Source organism: Sphingobacterium detergens (assembly GCF_003610355.1).
Taxonomy (GTDB): domain Bacteria; phylum Bacteroidota; class Bacteroidia; order Sphingobacteriales; family Sphingobacteriaceae; genus Sphingobacterium; species Sphingobacterium detergens.
In genome coordinates this window covers 20,168-46,319 of sequence record NZ_RAPY01000003.1, presented here as the reverse complement: position 1 = coordinate 46,319, position 26,152 = coordinate 20,168, and the positions used below count along the sequence as shown (strand labels likewise).

At 39.4% G+C, this 26,152-nt stretch carries 19 protein-coding genes; 14 read left to right on the top strand and 5 right to left on the bottom strand.

Translation table 11 applies throughout. From position 1 onward, the window contains the following. Positions 1-6: 6 nt before the first annotated feature. Positions 7-603 carry a 50S ribosomal protein L25 gene (locus tag DFQ12_RS15940; RefSeq protein WP_120260069.1) on the bottom strand — a complete coding sequence of 199 codons (597 nt, stop codon included), beginning with the start codon at positions 601-603 and terminating at the stop codon, positions 7-9. Between the two features lie 351 nt (positions 604-954). Then, positions 955-1,911, bottom strand: a complete 957-nt coding sequence (locus tag DFQ12_RS15935; protein WP_104383969.1) for a ribose-phosphate pyrophosphokinase — start codon at positions 1,909-1,911, stop codon at positions 955-957. A gap of 799 nt (positions 1,912-2,710) precedes the next feature. Between DFQ12_RS15935 and DFQ12_RS15915 the strand changes: the two genes are divergently transcribed. The 11 genes from DFQ12_RS15915 (at position 2,711) to DFQ12_RS15865 (ending at position 19,142) form a co-directional block, all read left to right on the top strand. Then, positions 2,711-5,725, top strand: a complete 3,015-nt coding sequence (locus tag DFQ12_RS15915) for a glycosyltransferase family 117 protein (protein WP_120260068.1) — start codon at positions 2,711-2,713, stop codon at positions 5,723-5,725. 137 nt (positions 5,726-5,862) lie between these two features. Next, positions 5,863-7,254 carry an APC family permease gene (locus tag DFQ12_RS15910; RefSeq protein WP_244211761.1) on the top strand — a complete coding sequence of 464 codons (1,392 nt, stop codon included), beginning with the start codon at positions 5,863-5,865 and terminating at the stop codon, positions 7,252-7,254. Between the two features lie 277 nt (positions 7,255-7,531). Continuing rightward, positions 7,532-8,095 carry a bifunctional pyr operon transcriptional regulator/uracil phosphoribosyltransferase PyrR gene (gene pyrR / locus DFQ12_RS15905; RefSeq protein WP_120260067.1) on the top strand — a complete coding sequence of 188 codons (564 nt, stop codon included), beginning with the start codon at positions 7,532-7,534 and terminating at the stop codon, positions 8,093-8,095. Positions 8,096-8,192: 97 nt separating this feature from the next. Beyond that, on the top strand, positions 8,193-9,131 hold the full coding sequence (locus tag DFQ12_RS15900) for an aspartate carbamoyltransferase catalytic subunit (protein WP_120260066.1): 939 nt from the start codon (positions 8,193-8,195) through the stop codon (positions 9,129-9,131). 392 nt (positions 9,132-9,523) lie between these two features. Next, a complete protein-coding gene (locus tag DFQ12_RS15895; RefSeq protein WP_120260065.1) occupies positions 9,524-12,562 on the top strand; it encodes a tetratricopeptide repeat protein in 3,039 nt (1,012 codons plus the stop codon). Between the two features lie 6 nt (positions 12,563-12,568). Next, positions 12,569-14,335 (top strand): porin family protein, encoded by a 1,767-nt coding sequence (locus tag DFQ12_RS15890; RefSeq protein ID WP_120260064.1) that lies wholly within the window; start codon positions 12,569-12,571, stop codon positions 14,333-14,335. 40 nt (positions 14,336-14,375) lie between these two features. Next, positions 14,376-15,794 (top strand): HU domain-containing protein, encoded by a 1,419-nt coding sequence (locus DFQ12_RS15885; protein ID WP_120260063.1) that lies wholly within the window; start codon positions 14,376-14,378, stop codon positions 15,792-15,794. 25 nt (positions 15,795-15,819) lie between these two features. Beyond that, entirely contained in the window at positions 15,820-16,527 is a 708-nt protein-coding gene (locus DFQ12_RS15880; protein ID WP_120260062.1) for a MotA/TolQ/ExbB proton channel family protein, read from the top strand. Next, positions 16,527-16,937 carry an ExbD/TolR family protein gene (locus DFQ12_RS15875; protein WP_120260061.1) on the top strand — a complete coding sequence of 137 codons (411 nt, stop codon included), beginning with the start codon at positions 16,527-16,529 and terminating at the stop codon, positions 16,935-16,937. Before DFQ12_RS15880 ends, DFQ12_RS15875 begins: the two co-directional genes overlap by 1 nt. A 58-nt stretch (positions 16,938-16,995) precedes the next feature. After that, positions 16,996-17,823, top strand: a complete 828-nt coding sequence (locus DFQ12_RS15870) for an energy transducer TonB (RefSeq protein ID WP_120260060.1) — start codon at positions 16,996-16,998, stop codon at positions 17,821-17,823. An 11-nt stretch (positions 17,824-17,834) separates the two neighbouring features. Next, the gene (locus tag DFQ12_RS15865) at positions 17,835-19,142 is read left to right on the top strand and encodes a bifunctional folylpolyglutamate synthase/dihydrofolate synthase (protein WP_120260059.1); all 1,308 of its coding nucleotides are present in this window, start codon (positions 17,835-17,837) and stop codon (positions 19,140-19,142) included. A 243-nt stretch (positions 19,143-19,385) separates the two neighbouring features. On the opposite strand, the gene DFQ12_RS15860 is transcribed toward DFQ12_RS15865, so the two are convergent. Beyond that, entirely contained in the window at positions 19,386-20,405 is a 1,020-nt protein-coding gene (locus DFQ12_RS15860) for an asparaginase (RefSeq protein ID WP_120260058.1), read from the bottom strand. A gap of 13 nt (positions 20,406-20,418) precedes the next feature. Continuing rightward, positions 20,419-21,186 (bottom strand): TatD family hydrolase, encoded by a 768-nt coding sequence (locus DFQ12_RS15855; protein WP_120260057.1) that lies wholly within the window; start codon positions 21,184-21,186, stop codon positions 20,419-20,421. 321 nt (positions 21,187-21,507) lie between these two features. Between DFQ12_RS15855 and DFQ12_RS15850 the strand changes: the two genes are divergently transcribed. Genes DFQ12_RS15850 through DFQ12_RS15840 form a run of 3 tightly spaced genes read left to right on the top strand, consistent with a single transcriptional unit; the run spans position 21,508 to position 25,050 of the window. Next, complete coding sequence (locus DFQ12_RS15850) at positions 21,508-22,902, top strand: TolC family protein (protein ID WP_244211760.1); 1,395 nt, start codon at positions 21,508-21,510, stop codon at positions 22,900-22,902. A gap of 1 nt (position 22,903) precedes the next feature. After that, entirely contained in the window at positions 22,904-23,860 is a 957-nt protein-coding gene (locus DFQ12_RS15845; RefSeq protein ID WP_120260525.1) for an HlyD family secretion protein, read from the top strand. 11 nt (positions 23,861-23,871) lie between these two features. Continuing rightward, positions 23,872-25,050, top strand: a complete 1,179-nt coding sequence (locus DFQ12_RS15840; protein ID WP_120260524.1) for an ABC transporter permease — start codon at positions 23,872-23,874, stop codon at positions 25,048-25,050. 76 nt (positions 25,051-25,126) lie between these two features. On the opposite strand, the gene DFQ12_RS15835 is transcribed toward DFQ12_RS15840, so the two are convergent. Next, positions 25,127-26,137 (bottom strand): FKBP-type peptidyl-prolyl cis-trans isomerase, encoded by a 1,011-nt coding sequence (locus DFQ12_RS15835; RefSeq protein WP_120260056.1) that lies wholly within the window; start codon positions 26,135-26,137, stop codon positions 25,127-25,129. Between the last annotated feature and the right edge of the window lie 15 nt (positions 26,138-26,152).

Below are 26,152 nucleotides of genomic sequence, written 5' to 3'. Positions count from 1 at the left end.
TTCAGATTATTTTTTACCACCTTTAGCTGCTTTCGCTGCTTCTTGTTCAGCTTGACGCAATGCACGAGACATGATAACTGAAACGATTGTATCGTCAGAGTTGTTCAATACTTTTGCATTTTCCAATTGAACTTGAGCCACACGGTATGATTTACCAACTTCTAATGATTCCATTGGTACTTCAATTTCTTGTGGTAAGTTAGCAGGTACTGCTTTTACGCGTAAATTACGTAATTTTTGAACTAATTTACCCCCCATTTTAACACCTGGAGATGTTCCTGTTAATTTGATAGGAATATTTAATGATACTTCTTTATCATCAAATAATTCTAAAAAGTCAACGTGAGTAACTAGGTCAGTTAATGGGTGGAATTGTGCGTCTTGAACGATAGCTCTTTTTGTTTGACCGTCAACGTTTAATTCTACGATTACAACGTCAGCAGTGTAAAGAACTGGTTTCAAATCAGCTGCGGATACAGCAAGAGCAGTTTGTTCTTTACCTCCGTAAAGTACTGCTGGTACTAAACCTTGGTAACGTAGCTCTTTCGCATCTCTTTTCCCTACGTTCTGTCTTACAGAACCGCTAATAGCAATTGATTTCATCTTTTAATTTTTTATAAATTTTGAGGTGCAAAGATAGTTTAATTTTTGGTATTATCAAAAAATAGCTACTGATATTGAGGGACTAAGATCCCTCATGCTATTTTGTAAGTTGCTGACTTGAGGAGGGACTGTTGAATTGTAACCTTGGTTGTCCTTAGATGCTTGTTTTGAGGGGGCATTGTGCGGAACAAGAATAAAAAACAAACTGTCTAGCCGTAGGCTTACGATACTAGAGTCTAAATACTCATATCTCAATACTCAATACTAAGAAAAAGACTCCAGTATTTCAGCCGAAGGCTTACCATACCAGAGTCTAAATACTAATATCTTAATACGCTATACTAAAAAAGACTATTCAACGTCAAATAAATCTGAGATAGATGTATGTTGGTTGACGCTAGTGATTGCTTTTGCGAACAAATCAGCCGTAGACAACACTTTGATTTTTGTTGATTGTTTTGCTTTTTCCGGATCCAATTGAATGGTGTCTGTCACAATCATTTCTGACAATACCGAATTTTCAATTGTTTCATAGGCCTTACCCGATAACACCGCGTGTGTACAAACTGCTCTTACAGATCTTGCACCATTCTCCATGATCAAAGCAGCGGCTTTCGAAAGTGTACCTGCAGTATCGCAGATATCGTCGATCAATACAACATCTTGACCCGTTACATCCCCAATGATAGACATCGACTCGATTTCATTAGCACGTTTACGACGTTTGTCACAGATGATAACTTCAGCATTGAAGAATTTAGCAAAAGTACGCGCTCTGTACGATCCACCCATGTCAGGTGACGCAATTGTCAAGTTTGGAAGTTTTAAGGATTTGATGTAAGGAACAAAAATAATGGAGCCATCTAGGTGATCAACAGGGATATCGAAAAATCCTTGGATCTGTGCAGCGTGTAAATCCATGGTCATGATACGGTGAATTCCGGCTGCAGTCAAAAGATTGGCAATCATTTTGGCGCCAATAGCAACTCTTGGTTTGTCTTTTCGATCTTGTCTTGCGAAGCCGAAATAAGGGACAACTGCAGTGATGTAGTGCGCTGAGGCTCTCTTTGCAGCATCAGTCATCAACAACAACTCAAAAAGATTGTCGGTAGGTTGGTTGGTAGATTGGATGATAAATACATCGGCTCCACGAACAGATTCATTGTAGAATGGTTGAATCTCACCGTCGCTAAAACGCGATAATGTTTTGTCTCCTAGAGGTTTCCCGTAAGATTGTGCGATTTTTTCGGCTAGTTCTGTAGTGCCAGAACCTGCAAATAATTTAACCGTGTTGAATTGCAAAGGCATGGTTTTGTATATTTATGTTGGGTTATTGTATTGTCGTTTATTCAATATTTTTATTCCCTAATATTTTTTAAAGTTAAACATTAAAAAAAATGGATTGTTTGCACAATCCATATACTCTTAACTTTAAAAGTTGTCCGACCTGGATTCGAACCAAGACAAACAGAACCAAAAACTGTTGTACTACCCTTATACTATCGGACAATGTCTTTCAGAAATCAACGTTTCCGTTTTTTTCTTTTTGACGACGCAAAGATAGAGATTTGTTTTAAAAATCAAAATTCAAATTAAAAAAAATCTAAACCTTTTTATAAAAAATAAGCCTTGCATATAACGCAGAAAAGGCTTGCGATTGCAAGCCTTTTCTATTGTTTGTTGTCCGACCTGGATTCGAACCAAGACAAACAGAACCAAAAACTGTTGTACTACCCTTATACTATCGGACAAACAATTCAAAGTGTTCGTTATCGTGATGATGTCGTTCACATTTGATGATGCAAATATACGGACTATTCTTATTTCTGCAAATAAAAATGTACTGTAAAGTGCATTGGGCTTGATTTTCAAATAAATAATTTTTGTTTTGCCCTAAAATTTACTCCATGCTTGCGGCTTTTTTGTACAGGTATTGGTCTAGTCAAGCTCATGAATGCCTTTGTGCTGCTTTCTTTACAGCCAATATTGCATCGCATAATGAAATTTTTTCAATCAATATGTGTTAAAAAATCAGAATAAAGTTCATTTCTTATTAACTTATCCTTATTTTCGAGCCGTATTATAATACTTTTACAGTTATCATTTTATGAACTATACTAAAATCAACAATCTTTTAGGATGGATATGTGCGCTCATTGCAACAGTAGCATATGTCATGACTGCCGAACGATCGACGAGTTGGTGGGACTGCGGTGAGTTTATCGCCTCAGCCTTTAAACTTCAAATTGTGCACCAGCCAGGGGCACCTTTATTCTTAATGATTCAAAACATCTTCTCGAATCTTGCTGGAGGTGATGTAACACGGATCGCTTTTTGGATGAATGTGGGATCTGCTGTATGTAGTGGTCTGACAATCTTATTTTTGTTCTGGACGATCACAGCGCTAGCAAAGAAGGTCGTTGCAAAAGGAGTCGGCGAGTCCTATACTTCAGCTGACTTGATCAAAATATTTGGTTCAGGGGCTGTCGGCGCATTGGCTTATGCATTTACGGATACATTTTGGTTTTCCGCCGTTGAATCTGAGGTGTATGCGATGTCTTCGCTTTGTACAGCTGTTGTATTTTGGGGGATATTAAAATGGGAAAACCATGCAGATGAGGCTGGTTCTGATCGTTGGTTGATCTTTATAGCCTATGTGATGGGATTATCAATTGGGGTTCACTTATTGAACTTACTTGTGATCCCTGCTATAGCCTTGGTAATTTATTTTAAACGCTCGAAAACAGTAACTTCTTCAGGGGCAACCAAAGCATTCTTGATCGGTGTGGTTGTGCTGGCCCTGATTTTATGGGGTATCATCCAATATACAGTCAAAGCTGCCGCATATTTTGACTTATTCTTTGTGAATAGTCTAGGCATGGGTTTTGGAACCGGATTTAATCTGTTTTTTATAGTGGTTATTGCTCTTTTTGTTTATGGTGTTTGGTACTCGATCAAAAAAGTAAAACCGATGTTGAACCTGATCTTGATCAGTACAGCATTTATTATCTTCGGTTATAGCTCCTTTGCAATGATCATGGTACGTGCCAAAGCAAATCCTACATTAAATAACAGTGATCCGGATAATGCTTTTTCTTTCGTGAGCTATCTGGGCCGTGAACAATATGCGAGTGAACCACTTTTAAACGGACCTACATTTGATGGACAGGTAGTGGATGCTACACCGACTTATACCTACAGAAAAGACAAGGATAAATACACGAAAGTAGAGAACGGTATGGATTATAAATACGATAAGACGATGTTCTTCCCTCGTGTTTATAGCTCAAGGGACCAAGGTCATATTGATTATTATCGTGATTACCTAAAGATCCCAGAAGGTCAGTCTCCTACATTTGGGGATAACTTAAAGTTCTTCTTTAGCTATCAGATCGGACATATGTACGGTCGTTATTTTCTTTGGAACTTTGCCGGTCGTCAAAATGACCAACAAGGACAGGGTTCCTTCACGGAGGGGAACTGGATCTCAGGGGCTAAACCTGTAGACCAGATGCATGTGGGTGGACAAAATGCTATTCCTGACTCATTGAAAACTGATCCTTCAAATAATAAATACTATTTCTTGCCTTTGATCATCGGTCTGATCGGTGCATTCTGGCATTTTGGTAAAAGACAACGTGATGCCGGAATTGTGGGCTTATTATTTTTCTTTACCGGTCTAGCGATTGTATTGTACTTGAATCAAAGTCCACTTCAACCACGTGAACGTGATTATGCCTATGCAGGCTCATTCTACGCTTTTGCGATATGGATCGGTTTGGGGGTATTCGCTATTGCGGATTATCTAAGCAAAAAGGTTGATGGTAAGATGGCAGCAGGTATAGCTACTGGAGCCTGTTTATTAGGTGCTCCTGTATTACTGGGTTTTCAAAACTGGGATGATCATGATCGTTCCGAGAAAACAACAGCACGTGATTTGGCGAAAAACTACTTGGCTTCCTGTGCACCAAATGCGATCTTGTTTACCTACGGTGATAACGATACTTATCCGCTGTGGTATGTACAAGAAGTTGAAAATTATCGTCCAGATGTACGGGTGGTGAACCTGAGCCTTTTGAGTTCTGATTGGTATATGCGTCAGATGAAACAAAAGGTAAATCAGGCAGATGGTCTACCAATTAATATTGATGATGAAAAATTCAAAAAAGGTGTTCGTGAGGTCCTGTATTATCAAGATATGAAAGTACCAGGTCACGTAGATCTTGATTTAGTGATGCAGATTTTATTGTCTGATGACCAAAAAAATAAATTGGAATTGCGTGGTGGTAAATTTGAGAACTTTTTGCCGACCAAAAACTTTAGCCTTCCAATAAATAAAGAGGCTGTGTTGCAAAATAATGTGGTTCCAAAAGCATGGCAGGAATCTATTGTGGACACGATGAGCTGGACTTACAACAGAAATTATGTATCCAGAGCGGAGTTATCAATCCTAAACGTTTTGTTGAACAATAACTGGAAACGTCCGATTTATTTTGCTGCGACTGTTCCAAATGACAACTATCTTGGATTGGATAAATATTTGGTACAAGAAGGTTTTGCCTTACGTTTGATGCCTATTGCAACTCCTGCAGGAGCAGAGGGAACCTTGGTGGATACACAATCTGCATTCAAAGATATTACTACGAAATATCAATGGGGTAACATGGCGAATGCTTCTTATTTAGACCCTGAATCCTATCGCATGATCACCATGATCACCAATACAGTGATGGGTGGAACGGCAACACAGCTAATGATGGAAGGTCATAAAGATGAAGCGCGTAAAATAGCTGTTGAGACATATGAGAAAATGCCAAAACGTGTGTACTTGATGCGTGATATTTTGGGCTATATTCCAATCATTAACGTATTGTATGAAACCGGTGAAAATAAACGTGCAAATGAGATTGTCAATCGCAATCTGAAATTTATGACACAAAATATGCGTTGGTATCAGGATATTGCACAAACGAAAGCGGAACTGGAATATTCAAATATCGGAACAGCACTACGTGCTTTGGGTGCATATAAGAGCATTCTGGCATCGACTTCGGAGAAGCAGCTGCTACAACAAGTGACGGAGCTGGAGAAATCGTATAAACAACAATATGGTGTAGAATAATCGTTCAAGCCCTATTTTATAAGGAGCTGTCCTTTTTGTATGTTGCTCAAAATTTAATTTTGAAAAGCATATAAAAAGGACAGCTCTTTTTTTGATTATTTTTTCTTAGCTTAACGGCATAAAACCAACCTGATATTATGATGAAACGTCAACTGAAATTGTGGGATGCGATTATGCTGGTCATGGGCTCGATGATCGGAAGTGGGATCTTTATTGTGTCGAGTGATATGATGCGGCAACTGGGCTCAGGATACTGGTTGGCAATCGTATGGTTGTTGACGGCGGTTGCTACGGTGGCGGCCGCGATTTGCTATGGTGAGCTCTCTTCGATGTATCCCAAAGCAGGTGGACAGTATACATATCTCACGGAAGTTTTCGGGAAACCGATAGGTTTTTTATATGGTTGGAGTTTATTTACTGTTATACAGACTGGCACAATCGCAGCGGTTGCCGTTGCCTTTGGGAAGTTTACGGCTTACTTAATCCCCCAATTGAATGATGCTGCACCAATATTTCAACGTGGAGAGTTTAAGATTACCTGGATACAGGTGTTGGCTATGGGCGTGATTCTCTTGTTGACGTATATCAATACCCGCGGAATAAAAAGTGGTAAGTCGGTACAGTCTTTCTTTACATCAGCAAAGATTATTGCATTGGTTTTATTGATCATAGGAGGCTTGTTTCTCATTAAGGAGAATCATTTTTCGGAAAATATGGCTTATAGCTGGGATGCTTTTCAAAATTTGAAAGGTGAGGGCTGGATGGGGATTTCCGGTGGTGCTTTAATGGGGGCCTTGGCCGCAGCTATGGTCGGTTCTGTATTTAGTAGTGTCGCTTGGGAGAACGTGACTTTTGTGTCTGGCGAGATTGTGAATCCGCAGCGCAATGTGGTTCGTGCGCTTGTCATTGGAACCAGTCTTGTTATGATTTTGTATATCTGTTGTAATTACATTTATCTTTCTGCATTGAGCCGCGAAGAGATCGCTTTTGCGACGAATGACCGCGTGGCTATTGCAGCAGCTGAAAAGATGCTGGGGCATACCGGTACGATTGCAATGGCCATCTTGGTGATGATATCAACGTTTGGCTGTGTCAATGGTCTTGCGCTGTCAGGAGCGCGGGTTTTTCAGACGATGGCCAAAGATGGCTTATTCCTAAAACAGGCTATTCCCAATAACAAATTTGATGTGCCAGCTCGATCGCTATGGTTGCAGGGAATATGGGCTTCCTTACTTTGTTTAAGCGGTCAATATGGTAATCTGTTGGATATGATCTCTTTCGTTATTGTGATATTCTATATGATTACAGTATTAGGAGTTATTATTCAACGTGTTCGAAAGCCTGAAATCGAACGTTCGTATAAGACATTTTTATTCCCCTTTACACCGATTATCTATCTCCTGATTGGTACCGTATTTTGTGTACTACTCATTATCTATAAACCACAGTATACCTGGCCAGGTTTTATATTGGTATTGATTGGATTGCCTGTATATTATTTTGCACGAGGCAATAAAAAGAATGATTAAAAGAGGGTGCTATTAATAGGGCCTATATGCTAGTGACGCCTGAGAGGACATTCTTTTTTTTCTTAGGGTAGTTAAAGAAAATCAATAAATAAGTCTATAGCGGAAAGAGGCGGGATTGTTCTGGAAGGGATGTCTGTAGAGTCGCTCAATCGTGCTAATGGCATGTTGCTTTAGTGCTTATTAATTCTCCTGTGGAGAATTGAAATATTGAAATTAATTGGCGTATAAGCCATGTTTTTTATCAAAAAAAGTGTAGCTTTGCTCAAACATTCCCATAATGAAACAGTCGATTTTATTAGACGGACCAAAATTTCAAATCACCATTCAAAGACTATGTCGTCAATTGATTGAGAATCACGGTGATTTTTCAAATGCTGTCGTCATAGGTATTCAACCAAGAGGAACTTTCTTAGCTAAACGTATTGTCAAAGAACTTGAACGCATGATCGAAAAACCGATCTTGGTCGGTGACCTGGATATTACATTTTATCGCGATGATTTCCGTACAAAAGGTAATGCTGGTCCGTTGTTAGCAAATAGCACAAATATCAATTTTATTGTAGAAGGTAAAGATGTCATTTTTATTGATGATGTCTTGTGGACAGGACGTACCATTCGGGCGGCAATGGATGCTGTACAGGCATTTGGAAGGGCAAGAAGAATTGAGCTGCTTGTTTTGGTGGATCGTCGATTCTCTAGACAGATTCCGATTCAACCCGATTATATTGGAATACAAGTTGATTCTATAGATTCACAGAAAGTGATTGTGAATTGGAAGGAATCTGACGATCAGGATAGCATTATCTTGGTCACGGAGAAAAAAACTTCGGGTAATGATTAGGAGCAAGTTCAGTAAAAATAGCTGAAGGTTCTAATTGACCTTTGGGAACGAACCGTCCGATTAAAAATGATTAGTAAATACTTGAATATACTATAAAATGTCATCTGCAGTAGAACAATTAAGTACTCGCCATTTATTGGGAATCAAAGATCTAAATGAGAAAGATATCCAATTGATTCTGGATACCGCGAGTAATTTCAAAGAAGTATTAAATAGACCAATCAAAAAGGTACCTTCTTTACGCGATATCACCATTGCCAATGTGTTTTTTGAAAATTCAACACGTACACGGCTTTCTTTCGAACTTGCTGAAAAAAGACTATCTGCAGATATCGTTAATTTTGCAGCTTCATCTTCATCTGTGAGTAAAGGCGAGACATTGATCGATACAGTCAATAATATCCTCGCTATGAAGGTTGATATGATCGTGATGCGACATCCTTATGCTGGGGCTGGTGTGTTTTTAAGTAAACATGTCGATGCTCAAATTGTGAATGCCGGCGATGGAGCACATGAGCACCCTACGCAAGCTTTGTTGGACTCTTTTTCCATCCGCGAGCGTTTTGGTGATGTTGCTGGACGTAAAGTTGCTATTATCGGTGATATTACGCATTCAAGGGTTGCGCTATCCAATATTCTGTGTCTTCAAAAACAGGGCGCAGAAGTCATGGTCTGTGGACCGACCACCCTTATTCCAAAGCATATCACTTCGTTAGGTGTAAAGGTTGAGCACGATTTGAGAAAAGCATTGAATTGGTGCGATGTTGCAAATATGCTGCGTATCCAATTGGAACGACAAGATATTGCTTATTTTCCCTCACTAAGAGAATATTCCATGCTATATGGCTTAAATAAGGAAATTTTGGATTCCTTGGAGAAACCCATTACAATTATGCACCCCGGACCAATCAACCGTGGGGTTGAAATCACTTCGGATGTAGCCGATAGTGAGCATTCCATTATCTTAGATCAGGTTGAAAATGGAGTTGCTGTCCGCATGGCAGTATTGTACCTATTGGCTGGACAACGCGGTTAATTGGTATTTCAATAGCGGAGCTGATAAGGCAGAGTCATCGATGCGGGATAACCAAATCGAATGATTCTTCAATCAACAATATTATGCCTGACTTTATTTTTGGTCGGGCATATTTTTTGTGCAAAATTTCCGTTATAATACTGGATTATTCACAGATGTTAATAACTTTTGTGTAAAATAGCTCAATTAAAGTATAATTTAGTAAAATGAATAAAACTATCTCCCAGGATTGCAGAGATTTGAACTGATTTTCAATAAATTTTGACTGATCTTAAAGCTTTAAATGGCGGCGGAGTAGGCGATAAATTTATATTTCAGGGCAAATTTATCAGGGTTTGAAAGGAGATTCATTTACATTTGCAGATAAATAACATATTAAGGTTTCACATATTATGTATAAGAAGATTTACCAGGTGGGAGTTGCACTAACCGTTATGGCGACGCCAGCATTAGCGCAACAGACAGAATGGCAACAAATCAACAAGGCTTACAAAACAGGAATGGAATTGTATGAACGTGGGAAATTTGGTTCTGCGTCAGCGCAATTTGATCGTGTAGAGGCCTTACGGACGAAATCCAATCTACAATTGGATGAGACAGAGGAGCTATCTTTATTAAAGGAAAATGTACGGTATTATCAAGCTGTTTGCGCCCTGGAATTGGGCGAGTCAAATGCTGAAAATCGTTTCCTAAAATATATTCAAGATTTCCCTGTTAGCGCCAATTCTAAAGCTGCTTATTTTCAGATCGGTAAATCATATTATGCCAAAAAAGATTATGTGAAAGCGATTGAATGGTTTACAAAGATCGATAGTAAAAACCTTGCTGGTAAAGAGAATGTAGAATATCGCTTTAAATTAGGTTATGCTTCTTTTATGACAAAAGATTATAAGACAGCAAAACCTTTATTTGAGGGGTTGAAAGATCAGAAAACTGAATTTCAGGAGGCATCAATCTACTACTTTGCTTATTTATGTTATTTAGATGCAGAGTACAAAACTGCTTTAAATGAATTTGAGCGTTTGAATGGTTCCAAACAATTCGAAAACAGTTATCCTTACTACATTACGGCACTATATTTCTTAGATAAACGCTATGATGATGTATTGGACTATGCATTGCCGATCTTATCGCGCACCAAGCAGGAAAATGAGACTGAGATGTTTCGCATTATCGCCGCAACCTACTTTATTAAAGGTGATCTAAAAACATCAAAAGATTATTACGATAAATTCCAGGCACAAGATCAAGGCAAGACTCAGAATAACCAAGATAGTTATCAGATCGGTTATATCGCTTATAAATTAAAGGATTACGATAAGGCAATTACGGAACTGGAAAAAATGACCGAGCCTGATGCTTATTACCAATCGGCTATGATTACCTTGGGGGATAGCTTCTTGAAAAAAGGGAACAAACAGTCTGCACGTAATGCCTTCTTTAGAGCATCAAAACTGGACTTTGATCCAGCCATGAAAGAAGAGGGTTTGTTCAACTACGCAAAGCTTTCTTACGAATTGGAGTTCCACCAAGTTGCTCTGGCTTCTACACAGGAATATCTGAAAACTTATCCAAAATCGAAACGTCAAGAGGAAGCAAAAACCTTATTGGCAGAAGTCTTGTTAAGTACGAAAAATTACCGTGAGGCGGTCGATATCTTGGAGTCTATTCCAAAACGCGGTAAAGAAGCAAATGCTGCTTACCAAAAAGTAACGTACTACAGAGGTTTGGAGTTTTATAACGAGCGTGCTTTTGAAAATGCAATTTCTTTGTTCATGCGTTCTGAACAGCACCGTTATGATGAAGAAATCTATGCTCTAGCAACCTATTGGAAAGCTGAAGCGATGTATGAGGTGCGTAAATATGGTGAAGCAGTAACAAACTTCAATAAGTTCTTACGTTTACCGGGTGCAAATAAAACAGATGTATACGGCTACGCAAATTATGCTTTAGCCTATGCCGCTTTCCGTAATGGAAACTACAATACAGCGGCGAATTATTTTGAACGTTTCTTGGCCACAGGTGGTTCAAAAGGTTTAGAGATCAATACCCGTAATGATGCGATCGCACGTTTGGGTGACTCTTATTTCTCTTCAAAAAACTATGGTAGAGCCTTGACGGAATATAATAAGCTGATTTCTTCAAAAGCACCAAGCCAAGATTATGCCTTGTTCCAACGTGGCGTTATCCAAGGATTACAAGGAGATAATAATGGTAAGATCTCAACCTTGAATGCTGTCATAGCACAATTCCCGAGCTCGAATTATGCGGATGATATTGCTTTTGAAATTCCTTATACTCGTTTCTTAATGGGTGAAAGCGATCAGGCAATCTCTGGACTTCAATCGATGGTGGAAAAATACCCGCGAAGCAGTTATGTGCCACGTGCTTTGGTAACAATTGGTTTGGTTCAATATAACCAGGATAATAATGATGCTGCGCTAGCAACATTCCAACGTGTCGTTGACCAATATGCATCTACAGACGAAGCAAGACAGGCCATGCGCTCGATCGAGAATATCTATCTGGATAAAGGGGATGCGACTGGATATATCAAATATGCAACAGGAACAAATTTAGGGGACGTTTCGAAGTCTGAGCAAGATTCACGTTCGTTCTCGACAGCAACAACCCTATTCTCCCGTGGAAATTACCAAGGCGCTGTAGAAGCTGTAAATGCTTATTTCGATAAATTCCCGAAACCAAACCAAGAAAAATATGCGCGTTTTGTGCGTGCAGAAAGTAATGCAGCATTGGGAAATACAGAAGATGCCTTACACGATTACAATATTATCTTGAATGACTGGACTTCTCCTTATACAGAACGTACATTGATTTCGGTTTCAAATTTATATTTGAAACAAAAGAAATATAATGAAGCAACTCAGTTGTTGAAAAAACTTGAGCTGACTTCTGAATATAAATCTAATTACGGTTTTGCAATCAATAACCTGATGGTTTCTTATTATGAAATCGGTGATTATAAAGAAGCATTAAACTATACCAACGCAGTGAAAAACTATGAAAAATCTTCCGAAGAGGAGATCGCGAATGCGTTTTTATATGCTGGTAAATGTTATGTCAAGCAGAACAAAAAAGCCGAGGCTATGAAAGAGTTTAGTTTGGCTGCTTTGAAGAGCCGTACCGTATTTGGTGCTGAAGCGAAATACAATGTTGCTGTCATTCAATTAGAGAACAAACAATACGATGCCTGTATCAAAACAGCAATGGACTTGTCTGACAATTTCTCTTCTTATGAATATTGGGTAGCAAAAAGCTTTATCACAATGGCAGATGCTTATGCTGGTAAAGGCGATGCATTCCAGGCGAAGGCAACACTTGAATCAATTGTGGATAATTACGATGCGAAAGATGATATTTTGCCTGCTGCAAAAGAACGTCTAAATAAATTGAACAACAAAAAGAAATAGGATACAATGAAGAAGTTGCAAAATAGAAATGTGAAGAAATATACCTTAGCAGCGCTTTTGATGGGCGTGGGATTGAATTCTTTTGCACAGGAAACAGGCAAGAAGAACGATCCTGAAAAACCGGTCACTATTGATTCTTTTGATGTTGTTCGTGATTACAAACCGATTCTTGCAGATGCTGTAAAAATCCGTCGTAGTCCTGATATGACCAACAAACGGGAATATCAACCAAAATTAAACTATGGTAATATTATTGATAAGAAATTAGATATCAATACAGGTCTGAAACAATTGAATGTGCAGGAGATTCCATTTGCACAACCTTTTGAACACAGCAGTAACTATGTCAAATTTGGTGTGGGTAACTATAATACCATTTTAGGCGAAGCGTATTTAGCTTCCGAGCAGTTTGAAAATACACGTTTTGGATTATTTGCGAAACACTTAAGCCAAAAGGGGAATATCGATGGTCAGAAATTTAGCACGCAGGACATTGGTATTTTTGGACGTCGTGTATTGGATGCCGTGACCGTAAAAGGTACAATCGGTTACAATCGATATGGTACGAATTTCTACGGTCAAACTTTCGACCAACCTGGGACCACATTATTGAATACATCACCAGACAAACAAACATTTACTGATATTTATTTAAATGGTGAGCTGGCAAGTAATGTTGATCCGAAGAATGAGCAATCTGTGAGCTACTCTGCTAAAGTAGATGGTTACCTATTCAAGGATGCTTATAAAGCGAAGGAAAATTCCTTTGCCCTATCGGGATATTTGAATAAACGCATGAGTGCTTTCAATGTTGGAGCCAACGTGAGCGTGACCATGAACGATGTCAAAAACGAAAATGACACAGCGAATGTGAAAAATAATTTGTTTTTGATCAATCCTTACATTCGATTCAAAGGAGATAACTATAACGTAACTTTGGGTGCCAACCTGACTTCGGAATTTGGTGACGAATCCCGTTTCAATGTTTTTCCATCGGTGGAAGCCGATTTTTCTTTGGCTCCGGAATATATTTCTTTATTTGCCGGTGTTAACGGGAATGTGAGACAAGGTTCATTCCGTAACTTTGCGAAGGAAAACCCTTATTTGGCACCAAACGTTAGAATTGCCAACTCCATCGAAAAATTGAATGTATATGGTGGTTTAAAAGGGAATGCTGGTGCGACATTTGGTTATAAAGTAAAGGTATTTTACAAGCAGATCGAGGGACTGCCTTTGTTTAAGAATAGTGCGTTTGGCGATAATCAAGGCGGATATATTCCTTGGGCTTTTGATGTGGTCTATGATGGTCAGATCAATAAAGCTAAACATATGGGATTGGAAGGGGAGATTAATGTCCGCTTATCACAATTGGTTAATCTAGGTGGTAAAGTATTTATTGATGACTATAATCTGAGTGATGAAGAAGAGGCATGGGGCTTACCTAAATTTAGGTTGCAAGCCAATGCGCGTTTCAATATCTCGGATAAATTCTTTGTGGACGCAGAGCTTTCTAGCCAAGGTAATACTTATGCGTATGTTTACGATTATAATACCGATGGCAGCCGTGTTACGGATAATAGTGGAACTCCTGTTGGAAGAAAAGTCACGATTGCTTCCTTTGCGGATTTAAATGCTGGTGCGGAATACCGAATTAAAAAACAATTTGGTGTTTTCGTGAAAGCAAATAATATCTTTGGGAAGGAATATCAGCGTTACATGTATTACCCAAGATTGGGATTCAATGTAATTGGTGGTCTTAATTATTCGTTTTAACGAATTAAGATTATAAATTTGCATTTTAAATCATAGAACAATGAATCTAGGCAAAAACATCAATAGTTTATTAAGACGCTATGCGGAAGTATACGTGCCCGGAATAGGTGTGTTCAAAAGAATTCATTCTCCGGCTCAATTTGATAAACAGAATAATGTGTTTTTGCCACCTATATCCTATGTCGAACTGGACTATTCTGCACAACATGGATTCAATATCGTGCATTATATTCAACAACAGGAAAACTTAAGTTTGGGGCAGGCGCAGCAAATTCTGGACGATACTGTGGGCAGCTTAAGAAATGACTTAGGGCAATTTGGTCAGGTAAAGCTGGATGATCTTGGTCTATTGATTAGCTACGGTTCAAGTTTGGTATTTAAGCCTTTAGATTTATCTGGCTTTAATTTTCAGCCTGTTGTCAATCTTGTTGGTCCTGAAATTGAAACGGTTATTCCGGTACGGGAGGATGAACATGGACTTGCTGAGTCAGATGAAGCCCTAGTGTCAGAACCTGCTGAAGAATTGGTTAACGAGGCAAATGCTGTTGTTGGGAATGACGTTGAAACGGAAGCGGACACTGCAAACGAACAGCGCGAGCCACTGGATTTAGAAAATGATGACAATTTTACACCGACTGAATCCGTAACCGAATTGGTCGAACCTATCGCTCCGATCGTGGAGGAACATACCCCAGCGGAAAATACCGTGGAGGAGGATGCTAAGGTTGAAGCTGAACTTTTAGCTACTGTAGCTGCTTCAACAGCGATTGACCAGAACGATAGCCAGGAAGTTGCCGAAGATGAGAAAATCGCGGAGAAGGAAGTTGGTGCTATTGCTGCTGCAAATTCTGCTTATGCTCCCAATATTTATGAGGAGGAACCGCGCAATTCGAATGCAATCTGGTATTGGATAACAGCGGCCATTGTATTGGTCATGATTGCAACGGGTGTTTTATATACAAATCCGGGATTGAAAAATTCGCTGTTTGGTGGGACACAACCGGCCTTAAAACCTGCTGGTGATACAATTGTTCAGAAAAATAATTTACCAATCAATGATACCACATCCAACACATTAGTGGCGGACAGTTTAAAGAAGGTAGATTCTCTGGCAAAAACGGCTCCTGATTCATTAAAAGGTACTGCCGTAACTGCTGGAAAGAAAACAACTGAAAAAACTCCGGTTTTGCAGGCAGATCCTGTTATCAAAGAATCTATTCCTGTTGCACAGCCAAAGTATCAGCTCGTTATCGGTTCTGCACGTACAATGGCACAGGCAGAGGAGGAGGCAAAACGTCTTCGGGCGCTAGGTTATAAAACTGCGCGCGCAATAGAAGGTAAGTTTAAAAAGAATAGAAAGAAAATCATCTTGAATACCTACATGACAAAAGCGGAGGCTGACCTCGCTCGAAAATCTGTAGAGAAAAAAATTGAAGGTGCTTGGGTAGAAACATTATAGAAACTATATAAAACTATTAATAATTATGTCATTAGTGCAAGATACAGCAAGGGCTGCTGTAGATACGTTTAATCAAGCTGCGCAACAACCGTTACCTGCTGCTGCTAGTACAGAAAACATGAGTTTGATCGATATGATGATCAAAGGGGGATGGATAATGGTTCCAATCCTATTACTGTTCTTTATTGGATTGGTTATCTTTTTTGAACGCTATCTGACTATTCGCAGAGCGGCCAAATACGATAATAGTTTGATGTCTCAAGTGAAAGCAAATGTATTGTCTGGAAATTTAGACTCAGCGTTGGCTGTATGTCGTTCCAGCAACTCGGCTTTAGGACGTATGTTGCAGAAGGGCCTATTACGTGTAGGTAGACCAATCAAAGATATTGAAGGCGCGATTGAAAACGTTGGTAAATTAGAAGTTGCCAAGTTGGAGAAAAACATCAATATCCTTGGTATTATTGCGGGTATTGCGCCAATGCTTGGTTTCGTTGGTACCATCTTTGGGGTAATCAGGATTTTCCATGAGGTAGAATTGGCGGGTGGTATAGACATCGCATCCGTATCCGGTGGTCTATATGTGAAAATGGTGTCTTCAGCTTCGGGTCTTGCTGTCGGTATCTTGGCTTATTTAGGCTATCATATCTTAAATATGATGGTTGAACGATTGATTTTACGTATGGAAACTGATGCAGTAGAATTTATTGATTTATTGGATGAACCAGGAAGATAATGAACTTACGAAGTAGAAAAAATAAACCATCTGCCGAAGTCCATACTTCAGCGTTAAACGACATCATGTTTTTCCTGATGTTGTTTTTCCTGTTGGCATCGGCGGTTTCGAATCCGCAAGTGGTCAAGCTATTGTTGCCAAAGTCGAGTGCAGGTGAACAATCTGTTGCGAAAAAGACGCTTACGGTATCCATCACAAAGGAATTGGGCTATTTCATTGATAAAAATCCGGTCCCTGTAGAGGGGTTGGAAGCGGCTATCCAGTCGCAAATGGCTGGTGGAGAAGAATTGACGATTATGCTTTACGTCGATAATACTGTTCCTATCCAAAATGTCATTTCGGTTATGGATGTAGCCAATCGTCTGAAAGTGAAGGTGGTCTTGGCAACGGAACCAAAAAAAGATAAGTAGGAACAATTAAACTTTTTCGAAGTTTATTGTTCATATGTTAATATAGGAGATTTATACAATGAGATATCATCTTCAACATGAAGAAAATAATTTCCCCAAGGCCTTGGGGATATCTACATTGGTCATGGCATCGCTGCTGTTGATTGGCTTCTTTGTGGTCTTTAAAGCACAAGCACCGGATGAGTATGGTATGGGCGGTATGATCGTCAACTATGGTACCTCTCCTGAAGGAATGGGGGATGATTACATGAGTGTGGAAGAACCTTCTGTAGATCCTAACGCAAATAATGAGCGCCCAGATCGTATAGACCCCGTGGAAACCCCGACGCCAACACCGACACAACAAGTTGCTGAAAAGGCAGTTGTCACACAGGATCTAGAAGAGGCACCTGCTGTAACAAAAACCGAAAAGAAGGTGGTGTCAAAGGCGCCTGAAACGACCAAAGAAACGAAAGCAGTGGCGCCTCAAGCAAATGCAAAAGCGCTTTTCAAAGGAAATAAAAATAACGGTAAGGGTGCTGGTGACGGTACAGGTACAACTCCCGGAAATCAAGGTTCTAAATTAGGAGATCCTTTGGCTAGCAATTATGGCGAAGGAGGATCAGGCAATGGCAACATGATGTTGTCCATTGAAAACCGTAGTTTTACACAACGACCAAGTATTGATGATAATGGTCAACAGGCTGGAAAGGTTGCGGTGGAATTCAGAGTGAATAAGCAAGGTGTTATTACGTATGCCCGTGCTGGTGTAAAAGGTACAACGATCACAGATCCTTCTTTGTTGGAGAAATGTGAACGTGCCGTCAGAGGGGCACGACTAAATCAATTGCCTAATGCCCCTGATACCCAAACAGGGCGGATTGTATTCAATTTTAGATTAAGATAAAAATCATTCAGATGAATGCTTATAAGGAGGTAATCGAGTATCTATATACTCGATTACCTATGTTTACAAGGGATGGCGCCTCGGCCTTCAAAAAAGACCTTGACAATACCATCAAACTTTGCAACGCGCTGGACAACCCGCAGCAAAAATTTAAAACCTTGCACATTGCCGGTACTAATGGAAAGGGATCTACATCCCATATGCTTGCGGCTATATTGAGCGAAGCAGGTTATAAGACCGGGCTCTATACTTCACCACATTTACTGGATTTCAGAGAACGTATCCGTGTCAATGGTGTGATGTGTGAACAGGATTTTGTTACGGATTTTGTTCAAACCCACAAGGCTTTGATAGAAGAGGTAAATCCTTCTTTTTTTGAAATTACTGTAGCAATGGCTTTTGATTATTTTGAGAAAAGTAAAGTCGATATTGCTGTTATTGAAGTAGGACTCGGTGGACGATTGGACAGCACGAATATTATCCAGCCATTACTGTCTGTAATCACCAACATCGGGTTTGACCACATGAATATGCTTGGAAATACATTAGCTGAGATTGCTAGTGAGAAAGCAGGTATTATAAAAAGAAACACGCCGGTGGTGATTTCTGAATATGCTGCTGAAACAGCATCTGTATTCTTGGATAAAGCCCAGTTAGAACATGCACCTATCCAATTTGCTTCCCAGGTGTATCAAACAAAGATGCTGAGTGTCGACCAGGATTACCTGCGTATTGAAGTTATTGATGAAAATGGTGCCAAAGAAATTTATCAACTTGACCTCAAAGGTTCCTATCAGGTGAAGAACCTTGCTGGTGTTCTTTTGGCGGTCGACGAATTGCGTAAGCAAGGATTTCAAATCAGTCACCTTCATGTGCATGAAGCCTTGAAAAAGGTACAATCTGCCACAGGTATTCAGGGACGTTGGCAACAGTTATCCAAAGATCCTTTTATTATCTGTGATACGGGACACAATGAAGATGGAATTCATGAGGTTATAAAAAATCTGAACAGCACCAGCTATAACAAATTACACTTTGTCATTGGTGCTATGCGGGATAAAGATCTATCGCACATGTTACCGTATCTACCGAAAGACGCTGTTTATTATTTCTCAGCGCCGGATATGCCAAGAGCAATGCCTTCAGATTTGCTCCGTGAGGAGGCTGCGGTATTTGATTTGTATGGGAGAGACTACTCCTCAGTACAGGAAGCTTTTATGGCTGCTAAAGCTGCTTATGAAGATGGCGACCTGATTTTTGTTGGTGGTAGTAATTTTGTGGTGGCTGAAGTCTTGGTCGCAGTAGATAAGGGATTATAATGTAAAGAATAAGGATCAGAGATACTGGGTTTGTCAGCTTAAGCTAATCTATACAGTCTATGATCCTTTTCCTTAATTTTTATACAGTATTTTCTTTCTGAATTATCTGTTTTTATTGATTCGTATTTTTTCTTTATGGTATCAATGAACCCGCTACCTTCGGCTTATTGTCCAGAAAGAGCCTTCCATCAATTTTCATGGCAGTTGATGCTTGTGAAAGGATGAAGGTTTTGTTACTTTTTTCTAATCATTAACAGTCAATTCTCCACGAATATCTTTTTCGGCCCAGTACGCAACTTCTTTTTGATCTTCGAGTTCGCCTTGAAGATACATCAATTTGGTGACTGCAGCTTCAAATGTAAGGTCATATCCATTGAGTACACCAATAGCTTTCAGGCCTTGTGAGGTTTCATATCTCCCCAATTCAACTGAGCCAACCTTACATTGTGAAATATTAAGGATATTTTTTCCCTGTTCTATAGCTCCTTTTAGTAAATCCAGAAACCAGCTGTCTGTAGTCGTATTACCCGATCCAAAAGTTTCCATCACAATAGATCTTACATCCGAATCAAGAACAGATTTGATTGTCTGTGCGGATATTCCCGGAAAAAGTTTCAATACAGCAACTCGGTTGTCTAACTTGGTATGTAGGATAAATTCTTTATCAATGTTATTCAATAATGCATCCGTATTGTATTTAAGGTGGATGCCAGCCTCCACGAGCACGGGGTAATTGGGCGATCTGAATGCTTCAAATTTAGCTGAGTTATATTTGAAAGAGCGATTTCCACGGAATAACTTATTGTCAAAAAGGATACATACCTCCTGGATAATGGAAACACCATCTTGTTTTGCGGAAGCAATTTCCAGTGCCGTCATCATATTCTCGCGCGCATCGGTACGGATTTCTCCAATAGGCAATTGCGAACCCGAAAGGATTACTGGTTTTTGAAGCCCCTCTAACATAAAACTCAATACAGAAGCTGTGAATGCCATTGTATCCGAACCATGTAAAATAACAAAGCCATCATAATTGGCATAATTATCCTTGATGATCTGGGCCATTTCTATCCAGATCTCTGGCTTCATGTTGGAAGAATCGATGATCGGTTCGAAAGAGTGTACGGTCAATTTATAATCCAGACGGCTTAAATCAGGGAGATTACGCTTGATCAGTTCAAAATCGAAGGGTACAAAAGTGCCTGTTTCGTCTTTGACCATTCCAATGGTTCCGCCAGTGTAGATAATAAAGATATTGTGCATGGGATTCTATAGATTATATACCAAAAATACGTTTTGAATTTGTTGTTGTAATTTCTGCCACCTCTTCAATGGACATCGCATGTAAATCGGCAACTTTTTGGGCAACATAAACTAGATAGCTGCTTTCGTTTTCTTTGCCACGGTAGGGGACAGGGGCGAGGTAAGGTGCGTCTGTTTCCAATACGATATGTTTTAAATCGATCTCTTTGACGACGTTGTCTAATCCTGCCTTTTTAAAGGTGACAACACCACCTATGCCAAGCGCAAAACCTAAGTCAATTGCATGCTGGGCTTGCTCCAATGTTCCGGTGAAGCAGTGTAGTATACCAAACAACTTTTCGTCATGAAGTTCTTCTAGCAATTCAAATAATTCTGTGAAGGCTTCTCGGCAATGAATGTCGATGGGTAAATTAAGGTCTTTAGCCCATTGCACTTGTGTTCGAAAAGCATCTTTTTGAATTTCCAATGTGCTTTTATCCCAATAAAGATCTAATCCAATTTCACCTATGGCATGGACTTTGTTATTCTCCAAGCTCTTTTGGATGTTGTTTAATTCGTCTATATAGTTTTCCTTAACATCACAGGGATGTAGTCCCAACATAGGAAAACAGTGTTCAGGGTAAGCTGCAACCGTATCGAATACAGGTTTGATGGAAGCACTATTTACGTTTGGTAAAAATAGTCTTTCTATATGGTTGTCTAAACAACGTTGTAAATGTTCTTGCAGTTTATTGGTACCGGCGTGGTAGTAAATGTGTGTATGTGTATCAGTAAGCAACATAGTTTTCTGCGTGGAGGCAAAAGCGGATTAGGGTAAAAACTTCTTTTTATTATTATCGAATAAAGAGGTAGGCTTCATTACCAAAATTTCAATTCGTTCTCCAAAGATAACTTATTAATTAACAAAATGAAAATTAATAACGGATTCTCTTATTGCCGGATAATTGAGCTGGAAAAATCGAAAAGGAGAATTTGAGTCATATATGGGCTATACTTTTTTTCTTATCTTGGAAAAAATAGCATGTGGTAAAACATACTTTATTATTTGCTGTTAAACAGAAGAACGGTTGTTGCCCTATTTTTTAAAGAATAAATGAATCATATGATGAATAAGAAACTATGCATAGGGTTGTTTGCCTTTGTATCGGTTGTGTGTTTAAATAAGCTGCATGCGCAGTCGCTGGTCGACCCATCGGTAAAAGATATTATTCAAAAGGCCTTCCAAACTAATAAGGAACTAAAACTAAAGGCATATGAAGTTGACAAAGCACGGTTGGAGGCAGAGGGTGTAAAAGCGAACAGACTACCACATGTATCGGCCTTAGGACTATACGGATATGTGCATAGCAACGGTAGTGTGGATATTCCTACCGTGAATGTTCCGCTCTTGAATTTAGGGCTTTTTGAGGGGGCGACAGGATTTAGCATGCATGGACAGGCGGCATATGCGGGTGTTTCGGTGAAACAAATTATCTTTTCAGGATTACAAATACCTAATGGAATAAAGGCCTTAAAAGAGAAGGCCGTTGCACAGCAATATTTAGAATCTGCAAGCCGTGAGACGCTGTCAAAAGATATTATCGCTTCTTTTGATCAGTTAATGCTTCTAGACGAAGTCGATAAACTTATTGTAGATTCGGAGAAAAGATTAAAAAAAGAACAAGAAAAGGTCAATAAAGCAATTCAACATGGATTGGCTATTCCTTATGATCGTGATAAACTCAAACTGGCTCTGCTTGAACTAGAGGAGAAGAAAGTTGAGGTAGCTGGAAACCGGGATCTCCTTTGTCAAAAAATTCAACAGGAAGCTGGTGTTCCTTTTCAGGAAGTCAGTGGAATTCATTATGGATTAAAACCGATATTTTTATCGGAGATCCCGAATGATGTCGAACAACGATCAGAACTTAAAGCCTTGGAGGCTTCATCAAAGGCCTATGAATACCTATACAAAAAGGAAAAAGGAGGTGCCCTTCCAGCAGTTTTTGCCTTTGGATCGGCAAATTACTTAAATGTATTCAATTCAAAATTGAGTGTAAAAGACCAGCCGTTATTGGGAACAGTCAATCTTCCACTAAATTCGATTAAGGGGAGCCCAAATCTCTTGGTTGGACTCGGAGTAAAATGGGATCTTTATACAGGTGGTGAGCATCATAACAAGATCAAACAGGTCAAACTTGATCAAGCAATTAATGCTACAAAAAAGGAAGATACGGAAGAGAAACTAAATCTGTTATTGCGTAAAAATAAAGTTGGCTATGGTACTGGAAATCAGAAAGTGAAAGTAGGTGAACAACAGCTGAAGGTTGCTGAAAACAACTTATCTATGGCAGCAAAGCAATATCAAGCGGGGTTGATTGATGTTACGGAATTGTTGGCTGCGGAGAATGACTGGTATAAAGTCAATTTGGGCTATTTTAATAACGTTTTGCAACAAAGAAATGCTGCAGTTGAATTATTACACACATCTGGAAAATTATTACAAACTATACATGAGTAACATGAAAAATTTATATGGGATATTAGCCTTGTCTATTTTTGTTTCCTGTACGAATCAACTGAAAGAAAAACCTATTGAGGGTAAAGTGGAGCGTGAACAGGTGACTGTAGTCACAAAAGTACCCGGTAAAATTGCGAAAATCTTTGTTGCAGAGGGGGATTTTGTGCACGCTGGTGACACTTTGGCTATTTTAAGCATTCCTGAAGTGGACGCAAAGGAGGAGCAGGCAAAAGGGGCACTACAATCTGCTGATGCACAATATAATATGGCTGTTAAAGGTGCTACCAAAGGGCAGCTGATCCAATTACAGGCAAAAGTCGATGGTTTGAAAGAACAATACGAGTTTGCGAAGAAGTCAATCGGAAGACTTGAGGCGCTATTGCAGGATAGTCTGATCCCTCAGCAAAAGTATGATGAGACTTATGCAAAGTATCAAGGAGCTAAAAACCAATATCTTGCTGCACAGGCAGAAATGGCCGAAGCTAGAACTGGTGCCCGACAAGAACAGCAGGTGATGGCATTGGGGCAAAAAGAAAGAGCACTTGGAGCTGTATCTGAGGTTAATGTTGCTGCACAGGAGAAATACGTGATTGCACCGCAGGATATGAGCGTCGAGACAATCAATCTAAAAGTTGGTGAACTGGCGATGGCTGGCTATCCAATTGTTAATGGATACCTTGATCGTTCTACTTATTTTAGATTTACATTGCCTGAAAATCAGATCGGAAAATTACAAAAAGGTGCTACAGTAACGGTTGAAGTACCTTATTTGAACCATAAAAAGGTGCCTGCCAAGATCGTTAGTGTCAAAGCATTGAATTCCTATGCCAATATCGCTTCAGCGTATCCTGATTTTGACCCGCAGCAGGCTGTATTTGAATTAAAGATCGTACCTGAGGATATGGCTGGAACGAAAGATTTGTTAACAAAAACGCTCGTGGTTCTCCAAGCGAATTAAAGTGAATGGATGTGAAAAGATTTCTAGAATTAATTCAACGGGAGTTTAAGCTCTTTTTTAATAATAAGGTTCTGCTGATGCTCTTTTTAGGAGCACCGGTACTGTATGGTGTCTTGGTTGGGCATGTTTATCAACAGGGCAAGGTGACCGAAATGCCTGTAATCGTAGTGGATGAAGATAACAGCTCTTTAAGCAGTTCATTTATAGATATGCTTTCGGACAATGAGAGTATTCAGGTTGCAAAGGTATTGCCTTCCTTGTTTGATTCTAAGGATGTCGCTATTCAATATGATGCAACGACAATTGTTCATATCCCCAAAGGATTTGCTTCAGGTGTGCAGCAGAGCCGTTTGCCAGAGGTGACCGTGTTTGTTGATGGGGCGAATACATTAACCTCAAATACAGCTTTAATGGCTGTCAATGTCTGTGCGATGACGCTTAAGGCAGGTATACAGATTCAATCGCAAATGAAGCGTGGGGTACCGGCAAAGGTGGCCGCCCAACAGTATGAACCTTTTAAGACAACAATAGTTAAACAAAATATTCGAAGCGGGAATTATCTCTATTTTATGCTACCAGGGGTACTTATCACCGTATTGCAACAAGTATTGTTATTGGGTTTGGCCCTATCTTTTTCCTCAGAATTTGAAGGAAACACGTTCGCTGAGCTTGTCAAGAAAGTTTCTAATCCAATTGGACTTATTCTCGTTAAGATATTGCCTTATGTTTTAATGTCTATCGGGATATTGCTGTTATATTGGGCTTTTGGTAAGTACTATCGAATGCCACTCCAAGCAGACTTTGGCCGTTTTGTGCTTTGTACCTTCGTCTTTCTGTTGGCTGTATGTTTTATAGGCGTGCTTGTGAGTATGGTTTTACCGTCCCAACTGAAATCAACGGAAGTGTTAATGGTGGTCGCAACACCAGCTTTTATTCTGAGTGGTTTTACTTGGCCTTCGAGTCTAATGCCAGGCTGGGTGCAGGCTATTGCTAATGTTATCCCTTCTACACATTATCTTCGGATTTTTAGATTGCTATTTATCCAGCATGCTGAAAACTATCATACCAATAAACCCTTAATCGCATTGACTATTATTATGATTATTAGTTTTGTACTGGCGGTTGCTGTACTTTGGTGGAAGATAAGAAAATTAAAACAGGCTGATAAACAGCAACAGGTGAAGGTCTAAAAGAATAACAAAGCAAAAGAGCCGTTCCATGTTTTGGAACGGCTCTTTTGTTTCTTAGCCGAATTTATCTGCCAAATTATTTTTTTGCTGCTGGAGCTTTTGCCGTAGGGGCAGTAGCAGTTGGAGCAACTACACCTGGCATTGTTGCCGCTGGTGTTGGAGCTGGAACTTTTCCTGGTTTGATATCCAATACCTCAACTTCAAATACCAATGGTGCATATGGAGGGATTTTACCTTGAGGACGATCGCCATAAGCCAATGATGAAGGGATTACTAAAGTTGCTTTAGTACCTTTATTGAACAATTGGAATGCTTCAGTCCATCCTGGGATAACACCGTCAACACCCAATTGGAATTTCAATGCTTCGTAAGGACGTTGTGGCATGAAAATATTCTCTTTCTTTGCGATATCCGGAAGGTTCGTGTCAAATACTTTTCCAGTAGTCAATGAACCTACATAGTTAACATGGATAGAATCACCTACTTTAGCATTTGCTCCTGTTCCAGGTTTAGTGATTACATATTGAAGTCCTGAAGCTGTTTTTGTTGTTTTTAAGCTTTTATCTTTGATGTATTTATCCAATTTTGCAGGCTCAGCAGCTTTGTGCTTGTTCAATTCTTCTTCAAAATATTTTTGAACTTGTTCGCCTAATTGTTGATCTGTTAATTTTCCTTTTTTGAAGTGTTTTTTGACTTTAATTGAGAAAACTAAAAACTTGTCAGCAAATTCTGGTTTTGGTTGATGTGTTTTTGCTGCCATAGAATCCAAATTAATTTTGAATATCAAGCTATCACCTTCACCAACATATTTGAATAGACCTGTAGGATCTCCAGGATTTTTTGCAATAATACTATCTGGATATAATTGAACGATCTGAGGAATACCCATTTCGTAAGTGCTGCTCATTACAGAGTCTCTATCTGTCGATTGTACAATATCAATTGCTAATAAATCGCCTGACACTGCTTTCTCTTTTGCATTATCATCCACGATTTTATACTCAAGACCACCTTCAGCCTTTTTGAATTTTTGGCATGACGTCATCAAAAGACCGGCAGCCGCGAAAAATAGAATTGCTTTCTTCATTTTCTAATGTATGTT